At 65.7% G+C, this 25,218-nt stretch carries 21 protein-coding genes and 2 pseudogenes; 6 read left to right on the top strand and 17 right to left on the bottom strand.

The window, feature by feature from the left end; translation table 11 throughout:
* Positions 1–124 precede the first annotated feature (124 nt).
* Positions 125–1,387, top strand: a complete 1,263-nt coding sequence (locus QFZ70_RS07045; protein WP_307094686.1) for an MFS transporter — start codon at positions 125–127, stop codon at positions 1,385–1,387.
* On the opposite strand, the gene ftsY is transcribed toward QFZ70_RS07045, so the two are convergent.
* From ftsY to coaD, 7 genes and pseudogenes are all read right to left on the bottom strand, one after another.
* A complete protein-coding gene (ftsY, locus tag QFZ70_RS07040; RefSeq protein WP_307094685.1) occupies positions 1,384–2,592 on the bottom strand; it encodes a signal recognition particle-docking protein FtsY in 1,209 nt (402 codons plus the stop codon). The two genes, QFZ70_RS07045 and ftsY, sit on opposite strands and share 4 nt — an antisense overlap.
* Before the next feature lie 67 nt (positions 2,593–2,659).
* Positions 2,660–6,262 carry a chromosome segregation protein SMC gene (smc, locus tag QFZ70_RS07035; RefSeq protein WP_307094684.1) on the bottom strand — a complete coding sequence of 1,201 codons (3,603 nt, stop codon included), beginning with the start codon at positions 6,260–6,262 and terminating at the stop codon, positions 2,660–2,662.
* Positions 6,263–6,398: 136 nt separating this feature from the next.
* Positions 6,399–7,374, bottom strand: a pseudogene (gene mutM, locus QFZ70_RS07030) (bifunctional DNA-formamidopyrimidine glycosylase/DNA-(apurinic or apyrimidinic site) lyase).
* Positions 7,375–7,379: 5 nt separating this feature from the next.
* A complete protein-coding gene (gene rnc, locus QFZ70_RS07025; protein ID WP_307097823.1) occupies positions 7,380–8,108 on the bottom strand; it encodes a ribonuclease III in 729 nt (242 codons plus the stop codon).
* Positions 8,109–8,129: 21 nt separating this feature from the next.
* Positions 8,130–8,333, bottom strand: a complete 204-nt coding sequence (rpmF, locus tag QFZ70_RS07020) for a 50S ribosomal protein L32 (RefSeq protein WP_009356569.1) — start codon at positions 8,331–8,333, stop codon at positions 8,130–8,132.
* A 36-nt stretch (positions 8,334–8,369) separates the two neighbouring features.
* Entirely contained in the window at positions 8,370–8,894 is a 525-nt protein-coding gene (locus QFZ70_RS07015) for a DUF177 domain-containing protein (protein ID WP_307097822.1), read from the bottom strand.
* 123 nt (positions 8,895–9,017) lie between these two features.
* Complete coding sequence (gene coaD / locus QFZ70_RS07010; protein ID WP_307094683.1) at positions 9,018–9,518, bottom strand: pantetheine-phosphate adenylyltransferase; 501 nt, start codon at positions 9,516–9,518, stop codon at positions 9,018–9,020.
* A 43-nt stretch (positions 9,519–9,561) separates the two neighbouring features.
* Here coaD and QFZ70_RS07005 point away from each other — a divergent pair, with 43 nt between their 5' ends.
* Together QFZ70_RS07005 and QFZ70_RS07000 are read left to right on the top strand one after the other, a co-directional pair.
* Positions 9,562–10,791: an aminotransferase class I/II-fold pyridoxal phosphate-dependent enzyme gene (locus tag QFZ70_RS07005; RefSeq protein WP_307094682.1), complete on the top strand. Its 1,230-nt coding sequence runs from the start codon at positions 9,562–9,564 to the stop codon at positions 10,789–10,791.
* Positions 10,791–11,579, top strand: a complete 789-nt coding sequence (locus QFZ70_RS07000; RefSeq protein WP_307094681.1) for a spermidine synthase — start codon at positions 10,791–10,793, stop codon at positions 11,577–11,579. Before QFZ70_RS07005 ends, QFZ70_RS07000 begins: the two co-directional genes overlap by 1 nt.
* Here the strand turns inward: QFZ70_RS07000 and rsmD are convergent.
* Genes rsmD through thiL form a run of 4 tightly spaced genes read right to left on the bottom strand, consistent with a single transcriptional unit; the run spans position 11,576 to position 16,581 of the window.
* On the bottom strand, positions 11,576–12,226 hold the full coding sequence (gene rsmD / locus QFZ70_RS06995; RefSeq protein ID WP_307094680.1) for a 16S rRNA (guanine(966)-N(2))-methyltransferase RsmD: 651 nt from the start codon (positions 12,224–12,226) through the stop codon (positions 11,576–11,578). The two genes, QFZ70_RS07000 and rsmD, sit on opposite strands and share 4 nt — an antisense overlap.
* A gap of 45 nt (positions 12,227–12,271) precedes the next feature.
* Entirely contained in the window at positions 12,272–14,536 is a 2,265-nt protein-coding gene (locus tag QFZ70_RS06990) for an ATP-dependent DNA helicase RecG (RefSeq protein ID WP_307094679.1), read from the bottom strand.
* A complete protein-coding gene (locus QFZ70_RS06985; RefSeq protein ID WP_307094678.1) occupies positions 14,526–15,512 on the bottom strand; it encodes a DAK2 domain-containing protein in 987 nt (328 codons plus the stop codon). The genes QFZ70_RS06990 and QFZ70_RS06985 overlap by 11 nt, the downstream gene beginning before the upstream one ends.
* A 22-nt stretch (positions 15,513–15,534) precedes the next feature.
* Positions 15,535–16,581, bottom strand: coding sequence for a thiamine-phosphate kinase (thiL, locus tag QFZ70_RS06980; RefSeq protein WP_307094677.1), 1,047 nt, complete (start codon positions 16,579–16,581; stop codon positions 15,535–15,537).
* A 103-nt stretch (positions 16,582–16,684) separates the two neighbouring features.
* On the opposite strand from thiL, the gene QFZ70_RS06975 reads away from it, so the two are divergent.
* Entirely contained in the window at positions 16,685–17,188 is a 504-nt protein-coding gene (locus tag QFZ70_RS06975) for a DUF3515 family protein (protein ID WP_307094676.1), read from the top strand.
* A 25-nt stretch (positions 17,189–17,213) separates the two neighbouring features.
* Here QFZ70_RS06975 and QFZ70_RS06970 read toward each other — a convergent pair whose 3' ends face one another.
* The 6 genes and pseudogenes from QFZ70_RS06970 to leuC all read right to left on the bottom strand — a co-directional run bounded on the left by QFZ70_RS06970 (position 17,214) and on the right by leuC (position 23,747).
* Positions 17,214–18,362, bottom strand: coding sequence for a D-alanine--D-alanine ligase family protein (locus QFZ70_RS06970; protein ID WP_307094675.1), 1,149 nt, complete (start codon positions 18,360–18,362; stop codon positions 17,214–17,216).
* A 2-nt stretch (positions 18,363–18,364) separates the two neighbouring features.
* On the bottom strand, positions 18,365–19,417 hold the full coding sequence (locus tag QFZ70_RS06965) for an NAD(P)H-dependent glycerol-3-phosphate dehydrogenase (RefSeq protein ID WP_307094674.1): 1,053 nt from the start codon (positions 19,415–19,417) through the stop codon (positions 18,365–18,367).
* Complete coding sequence (locus QFZ70_RS06960; RefSeq protein WP_307094673.1) at positions 19,407–20,183, bottom strand: 1-acyl-sn-glycerol-3-phosphate acyltransferase; 777 nt, start codon at positions 20,181–20,183, stop codon at positions 19,407–19,409. Before QFZ70_RS06960 ends, QFZ70_RS06965 begins: the two co-directional genes overlap by 11 nt.
* Before the next feature lie 10 nt (positions 20,184–20,193).
* A pseudogene (gene murA, locus QFZ70_RS06955) lies at positions 20,194–21,521 on the bottom strand (UDP-N-acetylglucosamine 1-carboxyvinyltransferase).
* Between the two features lie 160 nt (positions 21,522–21,681).
* Positions 21,682–22,284: a 3-isopropylmalate dehydratase small subunit gene (gene leuD / locus QFZ70_RS06950; protein WP_307094672.1), complete on the bottom strand. Its 603-nt coding sequence runs from the start codon at positions 22,282–22,284 to the stop codon at positions 21,682–21,684.
* An 8-nt stretch (positions 22,285–22,292) separates the two neighbouring features.
* Entirely contained in the window at positions 22,293–23,747 is a 1,455-nt protein-coding gene (gene leuC / locus QFZ70_RS06945) for a 3-isopropylmalate dehydratase large subunit (protein ID WP_307094671.1), read from the bottom strand.
* A gap of 113 nt (positions 23,748–23,860) precedes the next feature.
* On the opposite strand from leuC, the gene QFZ70_RS06940 reads away from it, so the two are divergent.
* A complete protein-coding gene (locus tag QFZ70_RS06940) occupies positions 23,861–24,580 on the top strand; it encodes an IclR family transcriptional regulator (RefSeq protein ID WP_104042168.1) in 720 nt (239 codons plus the stop codon).
* Positions 24,581–24,636: 56 nt separating this feature from the next.
* Complete coding sequence (locus tag QFZ70_RS06935) at positions 24,637–25,188, top strand: DUF1697 domain-containing protein (RefSeq protein WP_307094670.1); 552 nt, start codon at positions 24,637–24,639, stop codon at positions 25,186–25,188.
* Positions 25,189–25,218 lie beyond the last annotated feature (30 nt).

Below are 25,218 nucleotides of genomic sequence, written 5' to 3'. Positions count from 1 at the left end.
ATTTGGATTTCCGGGCTGTTACAACAACCTCTAGGAAGTAAATGGTGCATATCGTGCTTGTTACGGTTGTGTTTCATCGTTTTCGCCGGACCCCGGCACTCCAGAATGCAAGGAATTGGGCACCATGACGGCAGCACCCCGCGGAAGCGGCGCCACTTCAAGGATCCTGGCCCGCTTCCGGCCGCAGCGGGACCGGCTTCCCCGCGACATCAAGGTGATGCTCGCCGCCGCGTTCCTCATTGCACTGGGATTCGGGCTTGTTGCGCCCGTATTGCCGCAGTTCGCCACGACCTTCGGAGTGGGCAATACGGAGGCGTCCGTTATTGTTGCCATCTTCGCGTTTATGCGGCTTGTGTTTGCCCCCGCGGGCGGAAGCATGATCGGCAAACTCGGAGAACGGCCCGTTTACGTGGCGGGGCTGCTGATCGTGGCCCTGTCCACGGCGGCCTGCGCGTTCGCCCGGGACTACTGGCAACTGCTGCTTTTCCGTGGGCTCGGCGGCGCCGGTTCGGTCATGTTCACCGTAGCCTCCATGGCGCTGGTGATTCGCTTGGCGCCGCCGGAGAGCCGCGGCAGGGTGTCCGGAGCCTACGCCTCGGCGTTCCTGATTGGAAATGTCTGCGGGCCGATTGTGGGCGGGCTGCTGGCAGGGTTCGGCCTCCGGATACCCTTCCTGGCGTATGCAGCAGCCCTGGTGGTGGCCGCCCTGGTGGTCCAGACCCAGCTGAGCCACGAGCGTCGCGGCTCCGCTGAGGCGCAGCAGCGCGACCCGGCGATGAAACTCGGAAAGGCCCTGGCGACGGGAGCGTACCGGGCTGCCCTGGTGTCGAGCTTCGCCAACGGGTGGGCCACCTTCGGGGTACGCATGGCCACGGTTCCCCTCTTTGCCGCGGCCGTCTTTGGTGCCGGACCGGAGGCGGCAGGGCTTGCGTTGGCGGTCTTCGCCGCAGGCAACGCTCTGGCGCTGACGTTCTCGGGCCGCCTGGCCGACAGCATGGGACGAAAGCCCATGATGATCTCGGGCCTGCTCGTTGCTGCTGCGTCCACGGCAGGGATCGGCTTCGCCGGCGAACTGGCCTGGTTCCTGGCAGCCTCGGCGCTGGCCGGGGTCGGCTCCGGATTATTCGGACCCGCCCAGCAGGCCGCCGTCGCCGATGTGATCGGCAACGGGCGCTCCGGCGGCAAGGTCCTGGCGGTCTACCAGATGACATCCGACGTCGGCGCCATCGCAGGGCCCGTGCTGGCCGGTGTGCTGGCTGACCGGCTGGGCTATGGCTGGGCGTTCGGAGTTACCGGCGGCATCATGCTGGTTGCCGCCTGCACCTGGTTCGGCACCCGCGAAACCCTTCGCGCCGCTAAGGGCCCGGGCACGGCGGACGGGCGCTAGTTCAGCAGGGCGTCCACAAACGCTTCAGCCTCGAACGGGGCCAGGTCGTCAGCACCCTCACCCAGTCCGATCAGCTTGACCGGAACGCCGAGGGTCTTTTGAATCGCGACGACGATGCCGCCCTTGGCCGTACCGTCCAGCTTCGTCAGGACGATACCCGTGATGTTGACCACCTCAGAGAACACCCGTGCCTGGCTCAGGCCGTTCTGGCCGGTGGTGGCATCCAGCACCAGGAGGACCTCGTCCACTTCGGCCAGCTTTTCCACCACTCGCTTGACCTTGCCCAGCTCGTCCATGAGCCCCACCTTGTTCTGGAGCCTGCCGGCGGTATCGATCATCACCACGTCGACTTCCTGGTCAATGCCCGCCTTTACAGCCTCGTAGGCCACTGAAGCCGGATCGGCGCCGTGGATGTCCGACTTCACCGTGGGAACGCCCACGCGCTGGCCCCAGGTCGCCAGCTGCTCGGCGGCCGCAGCCCGGAAGGTGTCCGCAGCGCCAAGGATGACGTCCTTGTCCTCCGCCACCAGCACGCGCGCGAGTTTGCCAACAGTAGTGGTTTTGCCGACGCCGTTTACGCCTACCACCATCATGACGGCGGGCCTGTCAGCGTGGCGCTGGACATTCAGCGAGCGGTCCATGGTGGGGTCGACGAGCTTGATGAGTTCCTCCCGGAGCAACAGTTTGACCTGCTCGGGAGTCCGGGTGCCCAGCACCTTCACGCGTTCGCGCAGCGCGTCCACGAGCTGCATGGTGGGTTCGGTTCCGAGGTCCGCCAGAAGGAGGGTTTCCTCAACTTCGTCCCAGACGTTCTCGTCGATCCTGTCACTGGAAAGCAGTGCCAGGAGTCCCTTGCCCATAACATTGTTGGAGCGGACCAGCCGTTCGCGAAGCCGGATAAGCCGGCCGGCCACGGGCATCGGCGTCTCCACCGAAATGACTTCCAGCCCCGCAGCATCATCCGGGACCGTCGCGGTGTCCAGGTCCGCCAGGTCCGCGCCATCGGGGTCACGAAGGCCGATGCCCGGGGCCGGCCTGTCCTCTACGGCTGTGCTGCCGCCCCGCGGCAGGACAGGATCGTTGGCGTCCCGGGTGCCGGGGTACTGGTTGATGTTCTTCCGCGTCTTGAGCAGGACCGGAATCAGCCCGCCAATAACCGCCAAGGCAGCAACAATGGACAAAATTATGGGGAGGATGTCATTCACTCCCCTAGCTTCTCATAACACGGCAGGCGTTACGGGCGGCGCTGGCGCAGCCCGCCCCTGCGCCCGGCTACACCTCGGCGCCCAGGCGTTGGCTGATCACGGTAGAGACGCCGTCGCCCCTCATGGTCACGCCATAGAGGGCGTCGGCTACTTCCATGGTCCGCTTCTGGTGGGTGATGACGATGAGCTGGCTGGACTCCCGGAGCTCCTCGAAGATAGAGATGAGCCGGCCCAGGTTCGTGTCATCGAGGGCAGCCTCCACTTCATCCATCACGTAGAACGGCGACGGGCGCGCCTTGAAAATGGCCACCAGCAGGGCCACGGCAGTCAGCGAGCGCTCACCGCCGGACAGGAGCGAAAGGCGTTTGATTTTCTTGCCGGCAGGGCGAGCCTCGACTTCGATGCCTGTGGTGAGCATGTCCGTCGGGTCGGTCAGCACCAGCCGTCCCTCACCGCCGGGAAACAGCCGGGCAAAGACCCTGACGAATTGTGCCTGCGTATCCTCGAACGCTTCGGTGAACACCCGCTGGACGCGGTCATCCACTTCCTTAATGATGTCCAGCAGGTCCTTCCGGCTTGCCTTGAGGTCCTCCAGCTGGGTGCTGAGGAACTGGTGGCGTTCCTCAAGCGCGGCGAATTCCTCCAGCGCCAGGGGGTTGACCCTGCCCAGGCTGGTGAGATCGCGTTCTGCCTTCCTGAGCCGCTTCTCCTGCTCCTCGCGAACATAGGGCTTCCCCGGGATGATCTCCGCGCCACTGGAGTCCACCGGGGCGCGCAGCGCCGCCCATTTGTCGCCGCTTTCTTCAGCAGGGACCGGAACAGGGACTGCCGGCCCGTATTCCGCCACCAGGGCATCGGGGGTAATGCCGAGTTCATCGATGGAGCGGCCCTCCATGGCTTCAATGCGGGCCAGTTGCTGCGTGCGGGCAAGCTCGTCGCGGTGGACGTTGTCCGTGAGTTCTGCGAGTTCCCGCGCCAGGACGTCAGTCGCGGTCCGGATGTGCAGCAGTTCCTTGTCGCGCTGTTCCCGGTTCTCTTCGGCGAGGTCGCGTTCGTGCCGTGCCATATCCACGGACACATCCATGTACCGCAGGGCCAGCTCAACAGCGGCCGCTACGGCGGCAGCCCTTTTCGCCTGCGCCCGGCGGCGGCGCGCGCGTTCCGCTGCTTCCTCGCGGGCGCGGCGCTCGGTGGCAGCGGCGCGTTCCAGCGACTCCACCCGGTTCCGGGTGGCGGCCAGCTGTTCTTCCGCGCTCCGCAGTGACAACCGGGCCTCCACCTCTGCGGCCCGGGCTGTCGAGGCAGCCTGGGCGAGGGCATCACGGTGTTCGGTGGAGGGCTCCTGCTCCAGCGGTGCCTCCTGGGCTGCGGCCAGCCGCGCAGCCATGGCGGCGAGCGCTTCCTGCTCCGCCACCACATGTGCTTCTGCCCTTGCGAGCGATGCTGCCAGCCTGTCGCTCTCCCCCACCGCGCTGCGGAGCACGGAGTTAAGGTGTCCCAGCCGTTCCGCCACCGCGGCGAGCCTGGCATCCGATTCATGCAGCCGGTCAAGGGCCGCGTCCGCCCGTTCCTGCGCCTCTGCCCGCCGGGCCTCTGCCCCGGCCAGGGCGAATCTGTTCCGCTCCAGCTCGGCGGTGACGGATGAAAGCTGGCCCTCGGCGTCGTCCACTGCAGCCTGGACCTCGAGGAGGGACGGCGCCTTCGCGGACCCGCCGGTGGCTGAAACCACGGTGAAAACGTCCCCGGCCCGGGTCACCGCGGTGGTGCCGGTGCGGGCGGCCACCAGCGCGGCGGCCGCCTCGACGTCAGGGACGACGGCGGTGGCGGCCAGCAGGCGCCGGACCGCCGTTGCTGCGCGTCCTGCGTCCTGCACCAGTTCCGCTGCCCAGCGCGCTCCGTCCGGCAGCGTTGCCGCCCCGCTGGACGGGGCACCGCCGGCTCCGGGCCCGGGGGCCGCACCTGCCAGTTCGAGCAGCAACGCCGCCCTCCCGGCGTCGTCATCCTTGAGAAGTTGAATCACGCCGGCTGCAGCCTCGTGGTCCCGTACGAGGACCGCTTCGGACGCTTCGCCCAGGGCGGCGGCGACGGCCGTTTCATAACCCTGTTCCACTGTCAGTTCGCCTGCGAGGGTTCCCAGTACCCCTGCCAGGCCGGCATCGAGGACGTGGCCTGCCCCGTCCTTCCTGTTGAGCCCGAGTTGAAGGGCGTCCCGGCGCGCTGCCAGTGCATCACGCTTCCGGATTCCTTCACTGACGGCGGCTGTAAGGCCGGAGATGTCCTGAAGCACTGCATCAAGTGCCGCGCTGGCAGCTTCATAGTCGGCGTCGAGGGATTCCTCCCCTTCTTCCACTCCTGCCACCTGGTTTTCGAGCGCGGTGAACTCGGACTGGGCGCGGGCCCGCCGTTCCGCCCCGGCAGCCTGGGATTCCCGGAGCCGGCCCAATTCAGCCTGCGCGGATTCGACGCGTGACCTCGCAGCAGCGACCTGTCCGGCCAGCCGCGCCAGTCCCTCACGCCGGTCAGCGGCTGCCCGCAGCACAGCCGTCAGCCGCTTGTCTTCGGCCAGGGCGGCGGCCTCTGCCTCTGCCTTCGTTGCGCTGGAGGACTCCAGGCCGCTGCGCTTATCCAGGATGTGGCGTTCGAGCTCGGCAAGTTCCCCGCGGACCCGCGCGGCCTGCCGCTCCAGCTGGTCGGGATCGCGGCCGGCTGCCGGAGGTTCCGTGGACCCAAGCAGGCGGCTGCGTTCCTGCGCCAGGGTTCCGAGGGAACGGAGCCGTTCACGCGCGGCTGTGAGCCGGTACCAGGTGTCCCTTGCCGCGTTCAGTTTCGGGGTTGCTTCCGCGGCCAACTGCTCCAGGGCAGCCTGCTGCCGGCGCCCGGTTTCCAGTTCCTGTTCGACGGCTATCCGCCGGGATTTCAGCGCGGCCTGGTCCGCGACGTCCTGCTCCAGTGCCTCCTGCAGTTGGACGAGGTCGTCTGCAAGAAGCCGTGCCCTGGCATCCCGGACGTCGAACTGCACGCGCTGTGCACGGCGGGCCACCTCGGCCTGTTTGCCCAGCGGGGTCAGCTGGCGCCTGATCTCCCCCGTGAGGTCGGTGAGGCGCTGCAGGTTGGCCTGCATGGCTTCGAGCTTGCGGACTGTCCGTTCCTTACGGCGCCGGTGCTTCAGGATTCCGGCGGCTTCCTCGATGAAGCCGCGGCGGTCCTCGGGGGTGGCGTGGAGGACCCTGTCCAGCTGCCCCTGGCCCACAATGACGTGCATCTCCCGGCCCAGTCCCGAGTCGGACAGCAGTTCCTGGATGTCCAGCAGCCGGCAGCCGGCACCGTTAATGGCGTATTCGGAACCGCCTGCACGGAAGAGTGTCCGGGAAATGGTGACTTCGCTGTATTCGATGGGCAGGGCACCGTCAGCGTTGTCTATGGTCAGCGAGACGTGTGCGCGCCCGAGTGGTGCCCTGCCGGACGTTCCGGCGAAGATGACGTCCTCCATCTTGCCGCCGCGCAGGGTTTTGGCGCCCTGTTCCCCCATGACCCAGGCCAGCGCGTCCACCACGTTGGACTTGCCGGAGCCGTTGGGGCCCACTACGGCGGTAACGCCGGGTTCGAAGTTGAAGGTGGTGGCGGACGCAAACGACTTGAACCCCCGGACGGTCAGGCTTTTGAGGTGCAAGGCTTTTGGATCTCCTGGATGGCTGGGACGGATGCTTCCCTGCACCAAATCTACTGCGTCGCGTGCCAAAGGCCCGGATTGAAGGCGGGGTTGCCCGGCCGGCAGGCCCTGCAAGGCCTGGGCCGCCGCGGATTGCCTACCAGCGCCCGTTCCGGGGACGGGGCTGGCACACAGGACAGGTATGCGAGGAACGGTTCATGAACTGTTCCCGGCGGATGGACGCGTGGATCCCCGCTGCGGCACACCGCCGGCACGGCTGGCCTTCCCTCCCGTAGGCGTTGAGGGACCGGTCGAAGTATCCTGAGGCACCGTTGACATTCACATACAGGGAATCGAAGCTGGTTCCGCCCGCGGCCAGCGCATCGAGCATAACCTCACGCGCGCTGCCCAATACCCTTTCCGCTTCGGCGCAGCGCAGGGTGTCAGTGGGCCGGGCGTAATGAAGGCGGGCGCGCCACAACGCCTCATCGGCGTAGATATTTCCGATGCCGGACACCAGGCCCTGGTCCAGCAGGGCACGCTTCAGTCCTGTTGTTGCGTTTGCGGAGGCGGCTATAGAAAAGGTCAAAGGAAAAGGCCGGATCCAGGGGGTCCCGTGCAATGTGCGCCGCCTCCTCAGCAATCAGCGGAAGGGGCGATTCGGCGAGGCCGCCCGGGCCGCCGTCGTCCGTTGGAACCATAGCGGTGACGAACAGGCCGCCAAAAACCCGCTGGTCCACGAACCGCAACTGCTCCGGCATGCCTTCGCGCGGGCTCAGCCGGATCCGTACCTTGAGGTGTTTCTCGTCCGGGACATTGCGGTCCTGCATCAGCAGCTGGCCGCTCATCCCCAGGTGCGCCATCAGCGCCACCTGCGGGCTACCGACCGGACCGGCTGCGGCAGGCGCGTCCGGGCCCCCGGGTGCATCAAGCAGTGGCATCCAGAGGAACTTGCCCCGCCGCACGACGTCGGCAACCGCTGCGCCTTCGAGGTTTCCGACGAAGTCTTCGGTTCCCAAGGCGTGACGGCGGATCGAACGCTGGTCGAGGACTTCCACACCTTCGATGGTCCTGCCGCGGACCCAGCTGACCAGGCCGCGGCGGACCACCTCAACCTCGGGAAGTTCAGGCACGTCGGCTACTTGGCAGCTACGGAACCGGCAGGCTTGCCCGCCGGCGAGGAACCGGCATCGCCGGTAAGGGTCCGCCAGGCGTCGGCAGCAGCTTCCTGCTCCGCTTCCTTTTTCGAGTGACCGGTGCCTTTGCCATAGGCCTTGCCGCCAATGTGGAGGGCAGCGGCAAAGACCCGTGCATGGTCAGGCCCGGAGCCCTCCACCGCGTAGTGGATGGTGCCGAGCTGCCGGCTGGCGGCGAGTTCCTGAATGCTGGTTTTCCAGTCGGTACCGGCACCCAAAGCGGCGGCATCCTTCAGCAGGGGCCCGATCAGGCGCATCACCAGCTGGCGGGCCGTCTCGATGTCGTTGGACACGTAAGTGGCACCGATGAGCGCCTCCATGGTGTCCGCCAGGATGGAGGCCTTGTTTTTGCCCTCCGTGAGCTTTTCGCCCTGCCCAAGGTAGATGTAGTCGCCAATGCCGAGGCTGCGTCCGATGCCCGCGAGGGCACGGGTGCTGACCACGGCGGAACGCCGCTTCGCAAGGTCGCCCTCGGGAAGGTCCGGGTTGTCCCGGTACAAAGCGTCCGTCACGGAGAACCCAAGGATGGAGTCGCCCAGGAATTCGAGCCGCTCATTCGTGGGGATGCCGCCGTTTTCGTAGGCGTAGGAACGGTGTGTGAGCGCAAGACGAAGCGTCCCGGCGTCAATAGAGACACCGAGACGCTTCAAAAGCTCTTCAGTTGAAGACATCATGTCAGCCGGAGGGGCCGATTAGACGTCCGCGACCTTGCGGCCCTTGTACTCAAGGAACAGCGCGGTGCCGGCCGAGTCGGTGACAACCTTTGCCTGGTGCGGCAGGCTGTAAGTAACCTGGCCGTTCTCCACGGTCTTCACCAGGTGGGGGGCGGTCGCCTTCCACTGCGAGCGGCGGGCGCGGGTATTCGAGCGAGACATTTTCCGCTTGGGAACAGCCACGGCTAACTCATTTCTCTCTAGACAAACACGTACAAATCAATTTTGCCGGTCAGGCTTAGCCATATCAGCTAGGGCAGCCCAGCGAGGATCCAAGACCTCGTGGTGGTGCCCCGGCTCGTCTTCCAGGCGAACTCCGCATTCGGAGCAAAGGCCCTGGCAGTCTTCCCGGCACACCGGCTGGAACGGCAGATTGGTGACAACCGCGTCCCGCAACACCGGTTCAAGATCGATTACATCGTGCTCGACTCGACGTTGCTCTTCATCATCTTCTTCGTCCGAAAGCTCGACGCCCTCATAGAAGAAAAGTTCCTGCACATTGACCTCAAGGTCATACGCAAGGGGATCCAGGCATCGCCCGCATTCACCGGTTACCCCGGCAAGTGCGGTTCCTGATACCAGAATTCCTTCGTGTACGGCCTCAAGCCTCAGATCCAGCTCGATATCCGAGCCTTCCTGAACACCAATGAGTGCCACACCGAGATCACTCGGTGCGGGTACATGTTCCGTCAGTGTCCGCATGCTTCCCGGACTGCGTCCGAGGTCCTTGACGTCGAACGCCAGGGGCGAACCAGCATCTCGTTTAATGAGAACTCCTGTTGAACATATGACCGACGTACCATCTTAGCCTGAAGAGCCACAGGGACTCAAACCAGGCAGCCGGCGGCGCCGAAGTACCGGACTAGCCTACCCTCTTGGCGGCTGTTCCTGCGCCGACTCGCCCGCGAGCATCCTCCGGTGCACGGACCTGGGAACGTATTCGGAGACATTGCCGCCCAGGCCCGCGACTTCCTTGATCAGGGTGGAGGACAGGTGAATGTAGTGGGCCTCAGCCGGCAGGAACACTGTTTCCACGCCGCTCAGCTGCCGGTTCATGGTGGCCATGGGAAGCTCGTAGTCGAAATCCGAAGACGACCGGAGGCCCTTGACTATTGCCGAGACGCCCCGCTGGCGGCAATACTCAGCGAGGAGTCCTTCCCCCACGGGTTCCACCACAATGCCCTTGAGCGAGGCCAGGGTTTCCCGCGCCATGTCCAGCCGCTCCTCCAAGGTGAACCTGTATTTCTTGGCCGGGTTGGTGGAGACCGCAACAATGACTTCGTCAAAGAGGCCCGCAGCCCTGGCAATAACCTCAAGATGACCATTGTGGATGGGGTCAAAGGATCCGGGGCAGACTGCTCTTCTCATGCTCCGAACCTACCCCACGAAATGGCCGGGATACCATGACTGGATGCATCCACGACGGGAAGTTTCCACCCCCACGGCTCCTGCCCCCTGGCAGCGGACCGCGCTTGGAGCCAACCTCCTGGGGCGCGACGGCGGGCTGGGAATCACGATCTTCGAAGAAATGACCACCCTGGCGGTCCAGACCGGCGCCATCAACCTGGGCCAGGGCTTTCCGGACGAGGATGGCCCGCTGGAAATACGCGAAGCGGCGCGCGCGGCCATCGCCTCCGGGGCGAACCAGTACGCGCCGGGCAAAGGCGTCCTGGAGCTGCGTGAAGCAGTGGCTGCACACCAGCAAAGGTTTTACGGGCTCTCCCCCGACCCGCAGACCGAGGTGATCGTCACTACCGGGGCCACCGAGGGCATCGCAGCCTCCCTGCTGGCGTTTACCGGACCCGGTGACGAGGTGCTGACCTTTGAACCGTTTTACGACTCCTACGGCGCAGTCATCGGCCTGTCCGGCGCCACACACGTGACGGCTCCCCTGCTGGCCCCGGACTTCATGCCGGACCTTGCCGCCCTGGAGTCGGCTTTCAACGAACGGACCCGGGTGGTGCTGCTGAACAACCCGCACAACCCCACCGGCGCCGTCTTTCCACGCACTGTGCTGCAGCGCGTCGTCGACCTGGCCCGGAAGCATGACTGCCTGATCGTCACCGACGAGGTGTACGAACACCTCACCTTCGGCGACCGCCACGTGCCCGTGGCATCCCTGCCGGGAGCCGGCGACCGGACCATCACCATTTCCTCGGCCGGAAAGACCTTCTCCCTGACCGGTTGGAAGATCGGCTGGCTCATCGGTCCGGAGGAACTCGTGTCCGCGGTGCGCACCGTCAAGCAGTTCCTCACCTACAGTTCGGGCACGCCGTTCCAGTCAGCGATTGCCGCAGGACTTGGGTTGCCCGATGCTTTCTACGACAATGTTGCCGCCACCCTGAAGCACAAACGGGACATCCTCAGCGAAGGCCTCCGCACCGCGGGCTTCGACGTTTTCACGCCGCAGGGAACCTACTTCATCAACGTGGACACTGCACCGCTGGGCATCCATGACTCGGTGGACCTGGCACGCCGGCTCCCTGCCATGGTTGGTGTTGCAGCCATACCGGTCCCTGTTTTCTGCCACCCGGAAGGGGCTGAAAGGACCCGCAGCCTCCTTCGGTTCGCGTTCTGTAAAAAGACCGAGGTACTGGAGGAAGCCGCCGCGCGGCTGGCTACCCTCAGCGGCCGGCTCTGATGCCGGCAGGCAGCGACGGGCGGGCGGAACGGTTCCTTCGCACCACCGGGCAGCACGCAACCATCGAACCGGACACCTTCACTGACGGCAGCTACGTACTCAGCATTGGCGGCGCGGAGCAGTCCCATGTGAACCTGGCACGGCCGGACGAGCTCTTTTACGAGTACCTGCGGCGGATCGGCCACCTGGTGGATCTGGCCGCCCCTGCAGGAACGCCCGTGGCGGCACTGCATCTGGGAGCAGGGGCTCTGACTCTTGCCCGCTATATCCAGGCGACCCGCCCGGGGTCGGTCCAGCACGCGGTGGAGCTGGAACGTGAACTGCTGGATTTCGTCCTGCGCCAGCTGCCCCTCCCGGAGGGGACGGACCTGCACACCATTATTGGGGATGCCCGCGGCGCCCTCGCTGAACTGGAACCTGGACTCCGGTTCGACGTCGTCATCCTGGACATCTTTTCCGGCCCGGAAGCGCCAGCACACCTTGCCTGCACCGAGTTTTACAACGAGGTGCGGGAACGGCTCACCCCGCGCGGGCTGCTGATCGTCAACGTGGGCGACGAGCCGGGACTCACCCTGGTCCGCAGCCAGGTGGCGGCGATGCGGCGGGCGATGGTGGACGTCGCCGCGTTTGCCGAAGCAGGAATGTTTGAAGGCCGCTACCCGGGCAACATTGTCCTCGCCGGCACCAAGAGACCCTGGCCTAAAGGCTGGTCCGCGGAATTAGTGTCACGCGGCCCGCATCCCGCTAAGGTCCTGGCCGGTGTGGACCTGGACGCGCTGGCGCCCTAGTCCTGATCGACGGCGTCTTTGTCGACCTCGTCCGGGTCGACCCTGTCTTTATCGACCTCATCCGGGTCGATGGCATCGGGCACAAACGGCTCTGCGAACCACAGCCGGGTCTCCCCGTATTTCTTCTCCGCAAACCGCGCCAGGCCACCGGGCCAGCCCGGTTCGGGTGAGCGGGACGACCGTTCCACCACCACCACAGCCGCCGGCGAAAGATGGGCGGAAAGTTTTTCGAGCATCGCCGACAACGCGGTCTCGTCCAGATGATAGGGCGGGTCCGCGAACACCAAATCCCAGGTTTCCGTGTCGGCGGCGCGCTCCAGGAAGGGCTCGACTTTTGAGCGGTGGACCGTCACGGTTTTGCGGCCCAGGACCCCATTGATGAGGTCGGCATTGCGCTGGCAGACGGCACTCGCCTTGGCATCGAACTCCACCAGGTCAACTGTCTGCGCGCCCCTGCTGCCGCTCTCCACACCCAGCGAGCCCGAGCCGGCATACAGGTCCAGCACCCGGGCCCCGCTGATGACGTCAAAGGCGTCCAGCCGCGAGAACAGCGCTTCCTTGACCCGGTCGGTGGTGGGCCTTGTCAGGGAACCCGGCACGGACTGCAGGGGCGTACCGCCCGCGGCTCCGGCAACGATCCGGCTCATCGGGCGCCCGCGCTTCGGCCACCGCACAACTTGGGTTCAACCGTGCTAACCGCGTTCAAGGAACGCCTCCTTTTCGGGATTGAGGTACTTGTCGATTGCTTCGGCCAGATCCGGGTGCCCGCCCAGCGAGGGGTCCTGCGCAACGATCTGCTGGGCATCGTCCCTGGCGCGGCTGATGATGGCTTCGTGTTCGAGCACGCGCAGCAGTTTCAAGGTGGAGCGCCCGCCGGACTGGGAGGCGCCCAGGATGTCGCCCTCGCGGCGCAGCTTGAGGTCCTCCTGGGAAAGTTCGAACCCGTCGGTGGTGGCCGCGACTGCGTCCAGTCTCCGCCGGCTGGGGTGCTCAGGTTCCAAGGCGGTGACCAGCAGGCAGGTCCCGGGCAGCCCGCCCCTGCCCACCCGGCCGCGCAGCTGGTGCAGCTGCGAGATGCCAAACCTGTCGGCGTCGAGGATGACCATAAGGGTGGCGTTGGGAACGTCGACGCCCACCTCAATCACGGTGGTGGAGACCAGCAGCTTGACGCTGTTTGCCGTAAAGCCCGCCATGGCCGCGGACTTCACCTCGGGCGGCTGGCGCCCATGCAGCGGTGCCAGTGGAACCCCCGCCAGGGCGGGTTCGTCCAGGAGTTGTTCGACGACGGCGGTCACTGACGCGAGTTCCCGTCCGCTTTCACCCTCGGCCCCCTCAGCCATATCGGCTTCCCCGGGGGTGAAGTCGCCGTCGTCGTCGGTCCCGATCTTTGGACAAACGACGTACACCTGGTGTCCGGCTTCGATTTCCTCGCGGGAACGGGCCCAGATGCGGCCGGCCCAGGCGGGATTTTCCGCAAGCCCCACCAGGTGCGTGCTGATGGGTGCCCGGCCCGCGGGAAGCTCGTCCAGAACCGACGTTTCGAGATCTCCGAACACCGTCATGGCAACGGTGCGCGGGATGGGCGTGGCGGTCATGACCAGCAGGTGGGGCGGTTTCCTGGCTTTGGCCCGGAGCGCATCCCGTTGCTCCACGCCGAAGCGGTGCTGCTCATCCACCACGATCAGGCCAAGATCGTAGAACGTGACGTTGCCGCTGAGCAGGGCATGGGTGCCGATGATGATCCCGGCCGTCCCGGAGGCTGCGTCGAGCAGAGCCTGCTTCCGTGCCGCAGTGGGCATTGAGCCTGTCAGCAGCGTGACCTGGACAGAGGCGTCGTCGAGCCCTCCCAGCAGGCCGTCCCTGGAGAGCGGCCCCAGTGCGCGGCGGATCGACTCGAAGTGCTGCGCCGCGAGGACCTCGGTGGGGGCCAGCAGCGCCGCCTGTCCCCCGGCGTCCACCACCTGCAGCATGGCCCGCAGCGCCACGACGGTCTTGCCGGACCCCACTTCGCCCTGCAGCAACCGGTTCATCGGGGAGTCGCGGGCCAGTTCCGCTTCGAAGGTCTTCCCGATGGCAGCCTGCCCGGCGGTGAGGGTGAAAGGAAGGTTTGCGTCAAAGGCGGCAAGCAGGCCGTCAGCGACAGGCCGGCGTGCAGTGGCTTCCTCCGCGGCCAGCTGCGCGCGGCGCCGGGCCAGCGCGGACTGCAGCACGAGCGCTTCGTGGTACCGCAGCCGGTCCCGTGCCCGCCGCCAGTCGTCAGGGGCTTCCGGAGCATGGATGAGCCGGTACGCCTGGGCGAGCGGCAGGAATCCCTCGCGTGCGGCGACGGAGTCCGGGACGGGATCGGGCAGGGCGTCAAGGTCCACGGTTTCAAGCAGTGTTGAAACGGCCTTCTGGATCTTCCAGCTGGGAAGCTTGGACGTCGCAGGGTAGACCGGAACGGGCATGGCCGCGAGCTTTTCCGGGTCCTGGCCGGCATCGCTGAACGGGTCTTCATCAAGGAGCTGGAAATCGGGGTTGGTGAGGCCCAGGGTTCCCTTGAAGCTGGTGACTTTTCCGGAGAACAGGGCCCGGCGTCCCGGCAGGAGTTCAGTTTTCGCTTTGTACCCGTTGAAGAAGCTGATTTTGAGGGTGCCCGGGACTTTGCCGCGGTAGTCTGTGCCGCCTACCAGTCGAAGCCCTTGCTGCCCGTCGTCGTCGGAAATCACGACGTCGGTGATGGTCCCGCGGCGTGCCTGCATGTTACGGGTGCTGCTGGACAGCACCCGGGCAATGAGGGTGACTTCCTCGTCGAGGGGGATGTCGCTGATGGGCGTCAGCTCGCCGCGGTTCATGTAGCGGCGCGGGAAGTAGTTCAACAGGCCGTCCACCGTGGTGATGCCCAGATGCTTTTCGATGACCGCCGCGGAACGTTTGCCAAGCCGCCGTTCCAGCGCAAGGTCCAGTTCAGCGCTCATGCCCACTGGAGTTCACTGCATCCGTGTGCGGTTCCTGCGGCAGGGCAAGTTCGCTGATACTGATCTGGACCGGCTCGCCGAGGGACCGGATGATGGCAACAGCCGGTTCAGGAGCAGGAACGTGGACGTGGACCCGCCAGCGGTAGTTCCCGTCGCTGTCGGGGCTGCTGCCCACCTGGCTCATAATGACCGACTCGCCGATCTCGTCAAGCTGCTGCCGGAGCGTTGCGGCGTTCAGCGGCGAGAGGTTGATGGTGCACATGACTTCGACGCCGTCGTCATCAGGCAAGGCTGTGTGGATATGGGGATCGGACACGTCATAACCGTGCAGCCCGTCAAGGAGCTCGCTTTGGAGTTCCTCGCCCAGGACAGCGGACCGGAGGCAGTCCAGGATCAGGAGCATTCCCACTCCGCCGGCATCCACCACGTGCGCGGACGTCAGTGCGTCCAACTGGTCCTCAGTACGGATGACGGCAGCAAGGGCAGCTTCGACGGCGGCATCAAGGGCAAGGCCCAGGGCGTGGTTGCTGTCATCGCCGTTCTGCCCCGCATCCACGGCCGCTGCGGCCCGCGCAGCAGCCTCCATGACTGAAAGCATCGTTCCGGGGACCGGATCGCTGAGCGCTGACCACGCCCGGATCTGGGCGCGGTTCAGGGCAGCTGCCAGCAGTGTGGAGGTCAGCCGGGTGTGACCTGTCAGGGGCTCAGCCGCGGCGCAGAGGAACACTGAGAACAGGGTGCCGGAGTTGCCCCTTGCCTCCTCCATGGCCGCCTGGCCGGCACTGGCCAGGACGGCGCCCACGTCCAGTTGTGCGGGCTGGTCCCCGGCCGCCGCAGCAGACTGGGCGGCGGCGCGGACGGTGAGGTAGAGGTTCGTGCCGGTGTCGCCATCAGCCACCGGGAAGATATTGATGGCATTGAGGCGGTCGCTGTGGTTTCCAAGGACGGTCTCAGCCTTGCCCAGCCACCTCTTCATCGCTTGCGCGTTGGCGGCAACCTTAGTGTGCAAAGTGATCCCATCCCCCGGTGTCCGCGGACCGGCCCGCTGTTGTGACGCTCGGGCTTTCGTTGCTTCCCAATGCTTGTATCGAGCCTATCGCAGTGAATCCGGCTGGTAGCTGAACGTGCGGTGGGAATGTGGCGAGCAATCCGTGGTCCTCTCCGCCGCCCAGCACCCACGACATCGGATCCGTTCCCAACAGCTCCGACGCGGGCCGCAGGACATCCGCCAGCGCCCGGAGCTGTGCCGCGTCCAGGTCCATGGTTACGCCGCTGGCGGTCGCCAGCCGTAACCCGTCCCGCAGCAGGCCGTCCGAAATGTCCAGCATGGCAGTGGCGCCGGCGCCCCGGGCAGCAGGGCCGGCAGCCAAAGGCGGCCGGGGCCTGCACTGCAGGTCAAGGAAGACGCGCTGTTCAGGGCGAAGGGCACCGATGGCTACCGTCGACTCAAGAAGGGCCAGGCCCGCGGCCGCATGTCCCACCGTTCCGGCAAGTGCCAGGACATCTCCTGATTGCGCGCCTGACCGGAGGACGGCGTGGTTGCCGTCGAGCGTACCCAGGACGGCAACCGTGACGGAGATTTCCCGCCCTTTGCCCAGGTCTCCTCCCGCCACCGAACACCGGGCGGCGCCGAGGTCCCTGATTCCCGCTGTCAGTCCGTCCGCCAGGTCTTCCACCCACTCAACAGGTGTCTCCGGAGTAAGGGTAAGGCTGACCACCATTGACGTGGCCGCGGCTCCCATCGCATTGATGTCGCTGAGATTCTGCGCCGCTGCTTTCCAGCCGACATCAAAACCGGTGGTCCGGTACCCGTTGGGCCATTCCAGCCGGAAATCCTGGTCCTGGACCTGCGTGTCAATGCTGATAACCGTTTTCCCGTCCGGGGCCGCCACCACGGCGGCATCATCGCCCGGACCAAGCAGGGTGGCCTGGGTATGGTTCCCCTTCAGGGAGAGGCGCGGGAATATCCGCCCCAGCAGTTCTGCCTCGGAGAGGGCGGCGACGGCGGGCGGCTGCTCTTGGACGGTCAAACGCTTTTCTGGCACGCCACTACGCTACAGCGGGCCCCTGACAATGGGTGCCTGCGGTGCCCGCGCCGCCGCCGGTCCCGTGTCCGGAACAACGGGGCTGCAACGATAGTCTTGGAGTATGCACCGCCCCCAGCTTTCCCTGCCCGCCCGCGCTGCCAGGATGGCGCTGACCGGGACCGTTGTTTCCCTCGCCTTGGCTGCCTGCTCCCCCGCCGTCGACGTCCCCGCGGCCCGGGATGCCGCTAATCCCGCTTGCGCCCCCATGATGGTTGCCCTGCCGGAAGCCATCGGTGACTCGGCGCTGCGCAAGACGAACAGCCAGGCCACCGCGGTCTGGGGTGATCCGTCCCTGGTGATCCTTCGCTGCGGAGTCAACGTGCCCGGCCCCACTACGGACCGCTGCGTGACCGTCAACGGGATCGACTGGGTAATCAAGGAAGGCAACCCCGTCTGGACGCTGACCACCTACGGCCGGGAGCCCGCCACCGAAATCCTGATGGATCCGGACAAGATCAGCTCTGCCACTGTCCTGGCCGATCTTGCCGTTGCCGCAGGTGAAATTCCGGCCACCAGGAACTGCGTGGGCCAGGAAGAGCTGCAGGACCTGCCCCAGAGCCGGTAGATTCCTGGCTCAAACACCCAGGAATCTAGCGGAGCCCGGTCTTGCGGTTCAGGGCCAGGTAGATGAGTTCGTCGATCAGCTCGGCGTAGTCCAGCCCTGAGGCGGCCCACATCTGCGGGTACATGCTTTTCGGCGTGAAGCCCGGCATGGTGTTGATCTCATTGATGATCAGCTGGCCGTCCGGCGTGTAGAAGAAATCCACCCGGCTTAGGCCCTCTGCCCCCACCGCATCAAAGGCGGCTGCGGAGAGCTCCCGCACCCTTGCAATCGCTTCCTCCGGGAGGTCCGCCGGGCAGCTGAGCGATGCGGCATCGTCCTCGACGTACTTTGCGTTGAAGTCGTAGAACTCGTGGGTGCCGCCGGCCACGGAGATCTCTCCCGGCATGGACGTCCTGGGGGCGTCGGTGCCCCGGCCTTCCAACACCGCGCATTCAATCTCCCGGCCGGTGATTCCCGCCTCAATCACCAGTTTGAGGTCGTGCCGCCGTGCTTCCTCGATGGCGGCGTCCAACTCCTCGAGTGAATCAACTTTCGAGATTCCCATGGACGATCCGGCCCGCGCAGGCTTCACAAAAACGGGGAAGCCAAGCCGGTCCACCTGCTTCCGCACGGATTCCGCATCCTTGCGCCATTGCCTGTCGGTCACCGGAATGTAAGGACCAACCTGAAGGCCCGCAGCCTCAAAAACCACTTTCATGAAGTGCTTGTCCATGCCCACTGCCGAGGCCAGTACGCCGGCTCCGACGTACCGGGTGTCGGAGAGTTCCAACAGCCCCTGGATGGTGCCGTCCTCGCCGAACGGTCCATGCAGCAGTGGGAACACCACGTCCACGGCACCGAGTTCCTGCGGGACCTCGTTCGGGGAGGCCACGATCAGCTGGTGTTCGCCGCCGATCTGGGCCAGCGTCACCGTTTGCTGCGACGGAACCACCTCGGGCAGCGAGGACGCTGCCAGGGACCACTGCGCAGTATCGGCGGCGGCCAGGACCCATTGCCCGGACTTGGCGATCCCGATCGGGATGACCTCGTACTTATCCTTGTTGATGGCGCCGAGGACGCCGGCCGCGGTCACGCAACTGACGGCATGCTCGCTGGAACGGCCGCCGAAGAGTACCGCCACCCGGGGCTTTGCCCCGCCGGCCGGCTCTGCTGCGGTGAGTTTGTCATGGGACATTGTCAGTAATCGCCTTCAGGTTTCAGTTCCCGGGCCAGCAGGACGGGCCCCAGTTGGTCAACGGACAGCTTGCCTGCCAGCACGGCCACGACGGCGGCCGTAATCGGCATGTCGACGCCCAGCTTTGCGGCCAGTTCGTGGACGGCCTGGCCGGACTTGATGCCTTCGGCGGTCTGGGTCATTTTCTGGCCCACTTCCTCCAGCGTGAGGCCCTGGCCCAGCAGCCGTCCGGCAGTGTGGTTCCGGGACAGGGGCGAGGAGCAGGTTGCCACCAGGTCGCCCAGGCCGGCCAGGCCGGCCATCGTTTTCGCGTCCCCGCCCAACGCAAGGGCAAGGCGCGACGTTTCAGCCAGTCCGCGGGTGATCACCGAGGCTTTGGTGTTGTCCCCCATCTGCCGGCCTTCGCAAATGCCCACCGCCAGGGCAATCACGTTCTTGACGATGCCGCCGATTTCCACCCCAACGATGTCTGAGGTGGTGTAGGGCCGGAAGTAGGGTGCAGTGCAGCTGCGGGCGATCCAGCCGGCAGCAGCCGAATCGGTGCAGGCCACGACGGAGGCCGTGGGTTCTTCACGGGCAATCTCCATGGCAAGGTTCGGCCCGGAGACGATGGCAATGCGCTCGGTGGGCAGGCCGAGTTCCTCGCTGATGACCTCGCTCATCCGCGCGTCGGTACTGAGTTCAAGGCCCTTCATTAGGGAAACCACCATGGCACCGGGTGCGACCAGGTCCTTCCACCCGCGCAACTGCGGCCGCAGGGACTGGGCCGGGACGGCCAGGACCACGAGATCGGCCCCTTCAAACACGTCGCGAACGTCCGTGGAGGCCGTGATGCTGTCCGGGAGGGCAATGTCCTTCAGGTACTGCGAGTTGCGGTGGAACGTGTTGATTTCCTCCACCACTTCACTCCGCCGGCCCCAGAGGCGGATGGCGCGCGGCTCTCCGGCCGCGGTGGCAGCATCGGCCAGGATCTTGGCGAACGTCGTCCCCCAGGAGCCCGCTCCGAGCACTGCAACGGACCGGGCCGAACCGGGGTGATTCCCCTCAGAGGTCACCGGCCGTCCGTTCCCCGGTTTTCTGCTGCCCGCGTTCTACGAAGCGGCCGTGCTTTGCCTGCTGCTGCTTTGCCGGATCCCAGCGCTCTGCCGGCGGCTGCTCATCCCGGAGTTCCGCCAGGAGCGTGGTGATGGCGTCCATGATGGCCTCAGTCGCCCCGGTCAGCGTGGCCTTGTCCAATGGCCGGCCGATGAAGGCACTGAGATCGACGGGTTCGCCCACCACCACCCTCGACTTCTTGCGGGGGAACAGGTGAAACCGCTTGCCGTAGCGCGGGAACACTTCGTGCGCACCCCAGTGGGCGATCGGGACCACGGGAATGCCGCCTTCAAGGGCCAGCCGTGCCGCGCCGGTGTGGCCCTTCATGGGCCACAGGTCCGGGTCGCGGGTGAGTGTGCCCTCAGGATAAATAATGATGGCGCCGCCTTCCGCAACAATCTCCTGGGCAACCTGCAGCGAACGGTTGGCACCCGCCGTCGAACGTTCCACCGGGACTTGCTTGGTTGCCCGCAGGACCCAGCCCAGAACGGGAACCTTGAAGAGTCCGGCCTTCGCCAGGAAGTGCGGCGCGCGCTTGTGGTTATAGAGGAGGTGGCCGATGATCAGTGGGTCAATCTCGGTGCAGTGGTTGGGCGCGGCGATGAAACCGCCGGCAGGCAGCTTCTCGGTGCCTTCCCACTTCTTGTCCATCATGAGGTTGAACAAGGGACGTACTATGGCGGCGACCACCGCGAGGGTGGCGCGGCTCTTGGCCGATTCCTTCACGTCGGTTCCGTTACTTCGCCGTGGTGATGTCGAAGTCGGCACCAAGTCCGGCGAGCTTTTCGGTGAAGCGCTCGTAGCCGCGGTTGATGATGTCGATTCCGGTCACGCGGGAGGGTTCCCGTGGCCGCCAGGGCTGCGATCAGGTGGCTGAAGCCGCCGCGGAGGTCCGGCACGTCGATGTCGGTTCCCTTGAGCTGGGTGGGCCCGGAGATGACGGCGGAGTGGAGGAAGTTGCGCTGGCCGAACCTGCAGGGCACGCTGCCCAGGCATTCACGGTGCACCTGGATGCTGGCACCCATCCGGATGAGGGCATCAGTGAAGCCAAACCGGTTTTCATAGACAGTCTCGTGGACGATCGAGACGCCTTCGGCCTGTGTCAGCGCCACCACCAGCGGCTGCTGCCAGTCGGTCATGAAGCCGGGGTGCACGTCTGTTTCCAAAACCAACGGGTTGAGCTTCCCGCCGCGGTGGTAGAAGCGGATGCCGTCCTCGCCGATGTCCATGCCGCCGCCCACCTTGCGGTAGGTGTTGAGGAAAGTCATCATGTCGCGCTGGGAGGCGCCTTCAACGAAGATGTCACCCTTTGTCACCAGGGCAGCGGAGGCCCACGACGCCCGACTCGTTGCGGTCCGAAAGCGCGCGGTGGTTGTAGCCGCCGAGGTCGCGGACGCCTTCGATGCGGATGGTGCGGTCGGTCTGGACGCTGATGATTGCGCCCATCTTCTGCAGCACGGCGATGAGGTCGATAATCTCCGGCTCCGTTGCAGCTCCGGACAGTTCCGTGATGCCCTCGGCGCGCGTGGCGCTCAACAGCACCTGCTCGGTGGCACCGACAGAAGGGTACGGCAGGGAGATCTTGGCACCGTGCAGGCCCTTGGGAGCGGAAATGTGGATGCCGCCGGGCCGCTTTTCCACCACGGCACCGAACTGGCGGAGCACATCAAGGTGGTAGTCGATGGGACGGTCGCCGATCTTGCAGCCGCCCAGGTCCGGAATGAACGCTTCGCCGATGGCGTGGATCAGCGGGCCGCAGAGCAGGATGGGAATCCGGGAGTCGCCGGCATGAGCGTCGATAGCGGTGCTGGGCGCAGTCTTGGCTGCTTTCGGGTCCAAAGTCAGGTCCCCGCTCACCGGATCCTTGACCACAGTAACGCCGTGCAGCTGCAGGAGGGAGGTGACGACCTCCACGTCCTTGAGCTCCGGCACATTCCGCAACACCGACGGTTCGTTGCCCAGCAACGCTGCCACCATTGCCTTAGGAACGAGGTTTTTCGCTCCCCTGACGGTGACGCGGCCCGTAAGCGGGACTCCGCCGCGGATTGTCAGAACACTACTCATATACCGGTTTCCTAACGATGACTAGCCCCCAAACCCTTGTAAAGGCTCCAACCAAGCATAGGAGGTCGCGTTACCGAACCGAAATACGCGGGCGACGACGGCACGGTGTGGCGCACCGCCGTCGCGCGTTCCGGAGGCAGGCAGGGCTGCCTAAGCCGGGTCAGGAAAGGCGGGCCGGCAGGGTTTTCGGCTTGAAGGCGGGACGCGTTGCTTCATAGGCAGTGATGTCCGCCTCGTGCTGGAGGGTCAGCCCAATGTCGTCCAGGCCCTCGAGCAGGCGCCACCGGGTGTAGTCGTCGATGTCGAAGGGTGCCACGATGTTGCCGCAGACCACTGTCTTGGACGCGAGGTCCACAGTGACCTCGGTCCCGGGGGCGTTCTCCAGTTCCTTCCAGATCAGTTCGATGTCATCCTGCGCAACTTCGGCGGCGAGCAGACCCTGCTTGCCGGAGTTGCCCCTGAAGATGTCGGCGAACCGGGAGGAGAGCACGGTCCTAAAGCCGTAATCCTTCAGCGCCCAGACGGCATGCTCGCGGGATGAGCCGGTGCCGAAATCCGGACCTGCCACCAGGACGGACCCGGAGCTGAATGGGGCCTGGTTCAGGATGAAGGCCGGGTCCTTGCGCCACGCCGAGAACAGGGCGTCCTCGAACCCCGTGCGGGTGATGCGCTTGAGGTAGACGGCCGGGATGATCTGGTCCGTGTCTACGTTGCTCTGGCGCAGCGGGACACCGATTCCGGTGTGGGTGGTGAACTTTTCCATGGCGTGTCCTAGGCTGCGTCGGTACGGATGGCGGCGGATTCAGGATCAGGATCAAGGTCCGACGGCGAACTGAGCGTGCCGCGGATGGCCGTCGCTGCGGCAACCACCGGGGACACCAGGTGGGTGCGGCCGCCCTTGCCCTGGCGCCCTTCGAAGTTGCGGTTGGAGGTGGACGCACAGCGCTCTCCCACGTCCAACTGGTCCGGGTTCATGCCCAGGCACATGGAGCAGCCGGCGAAGCGCCATTCCGCGCCGAAGTCCTTGAAGACCTTGTCCAGGCCCTCGGCCTCGGCTTCGAGCCGGACCCGCGCCGAACCGGGCACCACCAGCATCCGGATGTTCGGATCCTTCCGGCGGCCGCGGATGATGTCGGCAGCGGCGCGCAGGTCCTCCATGCGGGAGTTGGTGCAGGATCCGAGGAACACAGTGTCAACCCGGATGTCCTTCATGGGCGTGCCGGCCGCCAGTCCCATGTACTGCAGGGCGCGTTCGGCGGCGGCCTTGGCGTTTTCGTCGCCGAAGTCCTCCGGGGACGGCACGGATTCGGACAGCGAGACGCCCTGGCCGGGGTTGGTGCCCCAGGTGACGAACGGCTCCAGGGTGTCCGCGTCCAGGTCCACCTGTGCGTCGAAGGTGGCGTCGTCGTCAGTGCGCAGCGTGTTCCAGTATTCGACGGCGGCGTCCCAGTCAGCGCCTTCCGGCGCGTGTGGACGGCCCTTCATGTAGTTGTAGGTTGTGTCATCCGGGGCCACCATGCCGGCACGTGCGCCGGCTTCGATGGACATGTTGCAGATGGTCATCCGGGCATCCATTGACAGCGCGCGGATGGCCGACCCACGGTATTCCAGGACGTAGCCCTGGCCGCCGCCGGTGCCGATCTTGGCAATGACGGCAAGGATGATGTCCTTGGCCGTGACGCCGGGCCGCAGCGTGCCTTCGACGTTGATGGCCATCGTTTTGAACGGCTTCAGCGACAGCGTCTGGGTGGCCATAACGTGTTCCACCTCCGACGTCCCGATGCCCATGGCGAGTGCGCCGAAAGCTCCGTGGGTAGAGGTGTGCGAGTCACCGCAGACAACAGTCATGCCCGGCTGGGTGAGGCCCAGCTGCGGGCCCACCACGTGCACGATTCCCTGTTCGGCGTCGCCGAGGGAATGCAGCCGGACACCGAACTCGGCGCAGTTGTTGCGGAGGGTCTGGATCTGGGTGCGGCTGGTGAGATCGGCGATAGGCTTGTCGATGTCCAGCGTGGGGGTGTTGTGGTCCTCGGTGGCGATGGTCAGGTCCGGCCGGCGCAGCTTCCTGCCAGCAAGCCGGAGGCCCTCAAAAGCCTGCGGAGACGTGACCTCGTGGACAAGGTGGAGGTCGATGAAGAGAAGGTCGGGCTGGGCGTTGGCACCGTCGCCGTCGCCTTTGCGCACCACGTGCGCGTCCCAGACTTTCTCGGCCAATGTCTTTGCCATGGCCATCTCCCTTCACTGCTGTTTGGCTGATGAGTTCCACTGAACCAGTACGCGTTCGCACTGCGCCAGCCGAAAGATTTGCATCTCAGATAATGAGACGGCAATATCATTACATGGACAATTCTAGTGGAGTCGGCGTCATTGATAAAGCGGCCCATGTGCTTGATGCACTCGAGGCCGGCCCCACCACTTTGGCGCAGCTGGTGGCCGCAACCGGCCTTGCCCGGCCCACTGTCCACCGCCTTGCGCTGGCCCTCGTTCATCACCGCTTGGTAAGCCGCGACATCCAGGGCCGCTTCGTCCTGGGAAGCCGTCTGGTTGAACTGGCGTCGGCTGCAGGCGAGGACCGTTTGATCGCTTCCGCCGGCCCCGTGCTGATGCAGCTGCGCGATGCCACGGGCGAAAGTGCCCAGATCTTCCGCAGGCAGGGTGACTGGCGCGTCTGTGTTGCGTCCGCCGAACGCCCCATCGGGCTCCGCGACACGATCCCGGTCGGCACGCAGCTGTCCATGAAGGCAGGATCGGCTGCCCAGGTGCTGCTCGCGTGGGAGGACCACGACCGCCTGCTTGAAGGGCTGCAGTCGGCCCGCTTCACGCCTACGGTCCTGGCAGGCGTACGACGGCGGGGGTGGGGCCAGAGCCTCGGCGAACGTGAGCCGGGGGTCGCCTCAGTTTCCGCACCGGTGCGTGGACCTTCCGGGCGGGTCATAGCCGCTGTTTCGATTTCCGGGCCCATCGAGCGCCTCACCCGGCAGCCGGGCAGGCTCCACGCGGAAGTGGTCTGCAACGCGGGCCGGGTCCTCACCGAGGCCCTGCGGAAAAACAACGACTGACGTAAACCAGCGGCCGGACAGCCAGGGCCTGCACGGCGGGGGCTAGGATTTTCGCCATGGGCAGCTACGCAGTCTTTCTTCGCGGCATCAACGTGGGCGGCATCAACATCAAGATGGCCGATCTCCGGGAGGCGCTGCATGCTGCGGGCTTTTCCGCTGCCCGGACCCTCCTTGCCAGCGGAAACGTTGTGCTGGCCAGCAGCCTGGATGCTGCGGCGGTAAAACGGGCGTGCGAGAAGTGCCTCCGCGATGCGTTCGGTTACGACGCCTGGGTGGTGGTGCTGGAGGCAGCCCGGGTGTCCGAACTGGTGGCAGCCTGCCCCTACCCGGACGATGACAAAAGCACCCACACCTACATCACGGTTTCCTCGGACGAAGCGATGCTGGACGAACTCGAAGCTGCGGGAGCTGCGCTTGAGGGGGTGGAGCAGAAGAGGCTGGGACCCGAGGCACTGGCCTGGCTGGCGCCGGCGGGCGGAACACTGGACAGTCCTTTCAGCAGGATCTCCGCCAAACCCAGGTTCAAAGCCGCCACCACAACACGCAACCTGCGGACCCTGATCAAGGTTCGGGACGCCGCTGCGGATCTCGCTGCCGCCGCGGGTTAGCCGCTTCCGGCTTCCTGTTTCCGGCAGGGG

Origin of the sequence: Arthrobacter sp. V1I9 (genome assembly GCF_030817075.1) — a bacterium.
Taxonomy (GTDB): domain Bacteria; phylum Actinomycetota; class Actinomycetes; order Actinomycetales; family Micrococcaceae; genus Arthrobacter.
This window is presented reverse-complemented; position numbering and strand designations above follow the sequence as displayed.